Source organism: Lysinibacillus sp. RC46, from assembly GCF_041262385.1.
Lineage (GTDB): Bacteria > Bacillota > Bacilli > Bacillales_A > Planococcaceae > Lysinibacillus.
The window spans coordinates 1-1,117 of the sequence record NZ_JBGCCF010000078.1; the positions used below are offsets into that span (position 1 = coordinate 1).

Below are 1,117 nucleotides of genomic sequence, written 5' to 3' on the forward strand. Positions count from 1 at the left end.
TGGGAATCGAACCCACGAATGCCTGAACCACAATCAGGTGCGTTAACCACTTCGCCACAACCGCCATATTATTATATTTTATTATTTTAAATTAATTGGCAGGGGCAGTAGGAATCGAACCCACACCAAAGGTTTTGGAGACCTCTATTCTACCGTTGAACTATGCCCCTATTAAATTAAAACTGGTGGAGGGGGACGGATTCGAACCGCCGAACCCTAAGGAGCGGATTTACAGTCCGCCGCGTTTAGCCACTTCGCTACCCCTCCGGGAAAGTCATGGTGCCGGCGATAGGAGTCGAACCCACGACCTACTGATTACAAGTCAGTTGCTCTACCAACTGAGCTACACCGGCAAAAAAATTTGATGGGTCAGGACGGAATCGAACCGCCGACACTTAGAGCTTCAATCTAATGCTCTACCAACTGAGCTACTGACCCATATTCTTTTAAAAAATGGCGGTCCCGACCGGGATCGAACCGGCGATCTCCTGCGTGACAGGCAGGCATGTTAACCGCTACACCACGGGACCATTTTGGTTGCGGGGGCCGGATTTGAACCAACGACCTTCGGGTTATGAGCCCGACGAGCTACCACTGCTCCACCCCGCGATAATAAGGTGATTTATTTAAATAATGGTGGAGGATGACGGGCTCGAACCGCCGACCCTCTGCTTGTAAGGCAGATGCTCTCCCAGCTGAGCTAATCCTCCATCTGGGTATTGAAAAATGGTGACCCCTACGGGATTCGAACCCGTGTTACCGCCGTGAAAGGGCGGTGTCTTAACCACTTGACCAAGGGGCCATCGTTTGGAATGATAAATCCTTAAAGTGCTGGCGGAGAGTAAGGGATTTGAACCCTTGAGACAGTGTTAACCGCCTACACGATTTCCAATCGTGCTCCTTCGGCCACTCGGACAACTCTCCAAGAATGGCTCCGAAGGCAGGACTCGAACCTGCGACAACCTGATTAACAGTCAGGTGCTACTACCAACTGAGCTACTTCGGAATAATTTTATCATATAGCCTAGCGACGTCCTACTCTCACAGGGGGAAGCCCCCAACTACCATCGGCGCTAAAGAGCTTAACTTCCGTGTTCGGTATGGGAACGGGTGTGAC

Annotated in this window: 10 tRNA genes and 1 rRNA gene; all 11 read right to left on the bottom strand. The window is 50.9% G+C overall.

What is annotated here, in order from left to right:
• Positions 1-96 precede the first annotated feature (96 nt).
• A tRNA-Trp gene (locus tag ABH966_RS27005) sits at positions 97-170 on the bottom strand.
• A 13-nt stretch (positions 171-183) separates the two neighbouring features.
• Positions 184-267, bottom strand: a tRNA-Tyr gene (locus tag ABH966_RS27010).
• A 10-nt stretch (positions 268-277) separates the two neighbouring features.
• Positions 278-353 (bottom strand) — tRNA-Thr (locus ABH966_RS27015).
• 12 nt (positions 354-365) lie between these two features.
• Positions 366-438 (bottom strand) — tRNA-Phe (locus ABH966_RS27020).
• A gap of 16 nt (positions 439-454) precedes the next feature.
• Positions 455-530: transfer RNA gene (locus tag ABH966_RS27025), tRNA-Asp, on the bottom strand.
• 4 nt (positions 531-534) lie between these two features.
• Positions 535-609, bottom strand: a tRNA-Met gene (locus ABH966_RS27030).
• A 25-nt stretch (positions 610-634) separates the two neighbouring features.
• A tRNA-Val gene (locus tag ABH966_RS27035) sits at positions 635-710 on the bottom strand.
• A 17-nt stretch (positions 711-727) separates the two neighbouring features.
• Positions 728-802, bottom strand: a tRNA-Glu gene (locus ABH966_RS27040).
• A gap of 30 nt (positions 803-832) precedes the next feature.
• Positions 833-924 (bottom strand) — tRNA-Ser (locus tag ABH966_RS27045).
• 5 nt (positions 925-929) lie between these two features.
• A tRNA-Asn gene (locus ABH966_RS27050) sits at positions 930-1,006 on the bottom strand.
• A 16-nt stretch (positions 1,007-1,022) separates the two neighbouring features.
• A 5S ribosomal RNA gene (rrf, locus tag ABH966_RS27055) occupies positions 1,023-1,117 on the bottom strand; the annotation flags it as partial.